The organism is Halomonas sp. TP35 (assembly GCF_052375975.1).
Lineage (GTDB): Bacteria > Pseudomonadota > Gammaproteobacteria > Pseudomonadales > Halomonadaceae > Vreelandella > Vreelandella citrativorans.
Genome location: NZ_JBQSUZ010000033.1, coordinates 1 through 3935, shown reverse-complemented (window position 1 = coordinate 3935; position 3935 = coordinate 1). Strand labels below are relative to the sequence as shown.

General features: G+C 57.9%; 4 protein-coding genes. All 4 read right to left on the bottom strand.

What is annotated here, in order from left to right; translation table 11 throughout:
- Positions 1-357 precede the first annotated feature (357 nt).
- Positions 358-1071 carry a DUF4376 domain-containing protein gene (locus tag ACT3RU_RS17880; RefSeq protein WP_192528691.1) on the bottom strand — a complete coding sequence of 238 codons (714 nt, stop codon included), beginning with the start codon at positions 1069-1071 and terminating at the stop codon, positions 358-360.
- 16 nt (positions 1072-1087) lie between these two features.
- Entirely contained in the window at positions 1088-2539 is a 1452-nt protein-coding gene (locus tag ACT3RU_RS17875) for a phage tail protein (protein WP_192528692.1), read from the bottom strand.
- Positions 2508-3140 (bottom strand): phage tail protein I, encoded by a 633-nt coding sequence (locus ACT3RU_RS17870; RefSeq protein WP_483392976.1) that lies wholly within the window; start codon positions 3138-3140, stop codon positions 2508-2510. Before ACT3RU_RS17870 ends, ACT3RU_RS17875 begins: the two co-directional genes overlap by 32 nt.
- The coding region (locus ACT3RU_RS17865) for a baseplate assembly protein (RefSeq protein ID WP_483392975.1) at positions 3127-3935 on the bottom strand (809 nt) is incomplete at its 5' end. The genes ACT3RU_RS17865 and ACT3RU_RS17870, both read right to left, overlap by 14 nt.

Below are 3935 nucleotides of genomic sequence, written 5' to 3'. Positions count from 1 at the left end.
TGTTACTACGAGCTTTTGTGCGACGGATTCCACCACATCAAACTCTACGTGATCAGGTAAATCTTCAAGAAATGGGCACTAAGCCGAAAACTGCCCCTTATACACATATGAGCCCCAAAAATCTGGAGGAAATGAGCTCATGTGGAAAAAGTGTCTTTTGTGGATCCTGCGAGTGTTGCGTCTGATCGATATACTGATCTGGATTATGAACCAGTTCGATGAGAGCTAGTGAAGAAGCCCGCCAATTGGCGGGCTGTTAGAGAAAACATTGATGGTGCTCCTCAATTTAGGTTGATCAACCATTTTTCATGCGAATCACGGAGTAGGCGGCGCCCTTAAAGGCATCCAACTCGACATTCACCAAAATAGTTGCTCAATTTTTTCCCTATCATCATCTTCTAACGCCACATCAATCGCGTCCTTTCGCTCCCAGCTATGGTCATAAATACCCTCAATGTGCGCGAGCGCATCGTTGGTCAGGGTGTACATCTCATCGGGCGTTAAGTAGTGGGTGACGTTGTTCTCTCCGCGAAATTTCATCACTTGATCAGTGGCGCCTTGATCTATGGCCGCTTCCGCTTTGGCCCGTAAGCCCAGCAGGTTGACTTGGTCCTGCGGGCGAGTTTGCACTACATCGGTTTCGCCGTTGAAGTCGTACTCCAGGCCTGCAGCGAATGCAGCATCACGGGCGGCATCTATCTCGGCGCGCTTCTGTTCAGCGAGGCCGTCGAGTGAGATAGGGGGCGGGTCAGTGAGTACAGGATAGCCGCTTTCATCTGCCGTTATGCGTTTGTGGCCTTGGCCTGCGAGCAGCTTCTGGTGGTACTCGTCACTAATTTCGACTGCGTCGCCGGGCAGTGTGCAATCAGGGTTCGGCACGTCGATCATCGGCGGTTCAACGGAGTCGTCGCGCACCTCAATCAATGGCGCGGCGCCTTCGCCTTGGTGGTCAGGATCGGGCACTTCGATCATTGGCCACTTAAAATCAGGGTCTGGCACATTTAGAGTGGGGGAACCATTGACGGTATCAACGAAGAAGCCGTTTTCAGAGGCGCTATAATAATATTGCATGTTGATTTCCTTGGATTTAGTAGCCAAGTGCCATCCAGCCGACTGTTACAGGGGTGGTGTTTCCCATAATGCTATTGTTGATCCCCGCTGAACCAGAGTAGATTGCCAGATTACCGCCAGACCTGTTTCTAGCCGTTGGTTGTGCGAAAAAGAATTTGTCATCTGACTCGACTAAGTGGGTCGGCATGAATGCAACACACGTACTGGGAAACTGAATATTAAACGTCACGTTTAATGTTGACTGAGAGTAGTTATTCACTTGACCCCACTGCAATATCAGTCCACCGGGTAATGGTTGCCAGCCGTTCGCTGCCAGACTGTTAGCAAAATCACCAATCCGTATAACACTACTATCAACACTCAGTGTTCGGTTTCCCGATAAATTACCGCCCCCGCTGAGGCCGGTGCCGGTATTAATGGCACGGGAGGTGCGCACTACTGAGCTATCGACGCTTAGTGTTCTATTGGCTGATAAATTTCCTCCGCCGCTGAGGCCACCACCAGCCGTGATCGTGCGGGCGGGCTGAACAGCGCTGTCAGCTCGGCTTAGGCTGGTGATAGTGGCGTTATCCAGCGATAGCGTGCGGTTAGCGCTTAAGTTGCCGCCCCCGTTGAGGCCAGTACCGGTACTGATCTGGCGGCTCTGCTGGACAAAACGGTCATCGTTCTGAGTGTTCGTGCGGAACGAGTTGCCACCGGTCCCTGCTGCGCGGGTTGCCATCGTGCCCAGGCCCAAATTACTCCGGGCAGTGCCTGCATTGGTGAGGTCGCCCAGATTCTGCCCGCGACGTGCATATCTCTCGTCGTGATCGCCGCTTGAGCGGTGCTGAGTCAGGGTCTGCGCGACCGTGGAGATCGCGTTGCCGAGTGTATCGAGCAATGGCTTGAGGATTTTCGGGGTGATGAATTTCCGCTCGCTTTCCCCCGCCTCGGTTTCCGCTGCCGTGGCGGCACGCTCATCGACGTGAACCTCCACCCAGGCGCGAGAGGCCGTCACGATACTCGGATCGATCTTCAGCTCGATATGGTCGATATGCGAGGTGATAAGGCGCATCCGAACCGTCTGATCGCGCGTCGAGCCTTGCGGCAACTGTGGCTTGTAGGAGGGTGGGCAGTTCGCGGCGGCCACGAAGTGACCATCCTCATCCTCGGCGCCCAGCTCTCGGATCCACCAGCCGCCGATTTCAGGCGGAATGACCATTTCGACGATTAATATGCCAGGGTTGTCGGGGTCCTGATAGAGATGATTGATGGGCGCACGGTATACCTCGTTAACCAGGCCGGTGGCGTGTGGGTCCGGCGTCGGCAGCCTGCCGCCGCCATCTCCCAACAGCAGGTGGGTGATGCGCCATGTACGGTTTTGCGCTACCGCATTGTCGCGGCGGTTGATGCCCATTTGGGTAAGAAAGCCGCCAAACTGGGTGTTGGCATCCACATCAGCCATGGATAGAAACCTCCATAATGTCATGGTCAGAAGAATGAATGGCGTGCCGGTTGGGCATGGCCACATCAATGTCGGAGGATTGCCACGGCCACACATCGAGCAGGTCGCCATCGTGGGTGATCACACCGCCGAATAGCGCAAGATCGGTGCTTATCTCCACCGACAGCCCTGCTAGTGGCCTCGTCAGCGGTCGGGCGTTGTCGATCAACCGATCAAGCTCCCAATACGTCTCCTCATCGATGCCGTGGTCCTCGACGCCGATACGCAGCGCGAACGTGCCGCGCGGCCCCGGCGGTTTTTCCTGCCACCACTCCACCACATCAATCACGTAGCCGAACGGTTCTACTACCCGCTTGAGCGCGCCCAGCGTCCCCTTATGCGCATGGATGTAGAACGAATCAGCGATCACCTGGCGTTTTGTCTGTTCACTCCATGCCGCGTCCCAGCGGTCAATTGAGCAGCTCCAGGCGAGATGGGGCAGCAGGCGTGCCGGGCAGCGCCACGGGTCGATCAAATCGCGCAGCGGGATCGGCACGCGCTGTATCTCGGCCAGCGCCTCAGCGGCGGCACGCTCCAAAGGTGTCGCGTTGGGTGGCAGCAGGGGGCGTCGATCATCCGTCGGCATAGCCACCTCCCAATGCGATCTTTACACCTGTGCAGCGGGCGGCCTGGGTGGGCAAGGTCAGGACATGCTCGGCGGGCTGGGTCAGCTCGACGTGCATCACGCCGGGGGCATGCATTGCGGCTTTGATCGCGTCGCGGTAGACGGAAACGCCTAGCGGCCGCCCCAGGCGGTGATGCATCTGCACGAACTCGGCGGTGAGGCGGTGGGCTTCGTTCAGTGTCAGCTCGGCGGTGGGGCTGGCATCGTCATAGAGGTGCAGCACAGCATCAATCTCATACTCAACGATGTCAGCCGACTGCACCGTCAGCCGGTCGCCGATGATGCGGGGGCCGTCGTCGTTGAGCAGCCGCGTTTCGACAACCTCAAGCAGCTCGGTGCTAGCCACGCCGTCGCCTTTGTGGCTTAGCACCACCACCAGCGCTTCAGCAGGCGCGGGGCTTAGGGCGCGCACGTCACGCACCCGGCCATCGGCACTACGCGCAGCGTGCTCGTAGCCTTGGCGCGTGCCCGGTGACAGGCCCTCCCAGGCTTCTTGCGCGCGAATACGTAAAGCAGCATCGCTTTCCAGCGTCGGTGGCACCGGCGGCGTGGCCGCCGGGTCGCCGGGGTCAATCACCAAACGCCCTGTGCTCATCAGTGCCGCCACGTTATCCAAGTCTGCCCCCACGGCGTAGGGCAGCAGCACCGCGCGGGCCGCTTCGTTGATACGTTGGCGTAGCAGCAGCTCCCGGTAAGCGTTTTCTTGCAGCAGCTTGGCTGTTGGCTCAGATTCCAGCGCCAATAGCTCGGTGATGG

Excerpts from the sequence above, each read along its gene's own strand:
- ACT3RU_RS17875 (WP_192528692.1), bottom strand. The coding sequence starts at position 2,539 with ATGACATTATGGAGGTTTCTATCCATGGCTGATGTGGATGCCAACACC.
- ACT3RU_RS17880 (WP_192528691.1), bottom strand. The coding sequence starts at position 1,071 with ATGCAATATTATTATAGCGCCTCTGAAAACGGCTTCTTCGTTGATACC.
- ACT3RU_RS17870 (WP_483392976.1), bottom strand. The coding sequence starts at position 3,140 with ATGCCGACGGATGATCGACGCCCCCTGCTGCCACCCAACGCGACACCT.